Source organism: Erwinia sp. PME.40.26/001, from assembly GCF_055556675.1.
Genome location: NZ_JBVHNP010000148.1, coordinates 1 through 274 on the forward strand (window position 1 = coordinate 1; position 274 = coordinate 274).

Here is a 274-nt window from a genome sequence, read left to right on the forward strand (position 1 = left end):
CGCGGCGGTAGCTGACCGTTAAAGTAAAAATCCCGGCACAATGGCCGGGATTAGTTTTGCCTGAAGCTTAATAAAAATCGTCTTGTGTTAGCTGTCTACCCATTGGGATAACTTCATTTTTATCAAAAGACAAAAGATATTCCTCATCATAAAGCTTTATTGAGTACCCATAAAGTATCCCGTCTTCTTCACTTACTCCCATAACACCGCCCTTTTTACCAGCATATTTCTTATTTTTTTCTTTGCAATCAGGGGATATTTCCACTTCCTGATA

1 protein-coding gene is annotated in these 274 nt (G+C 39.1%); it reads right to left on the reverse strand.

From position 1 onward, the window contains the following. Window positions 1-67 precede the first annotated feature (67 nt). Window positions 68-274, reverse strand: a 207-nt coding sequence (locus ACZ3HG_RS23605; protein WP_465334788.1) for a hypothetical protein, incomplete at its 5' end; no start/stop codon positions are given.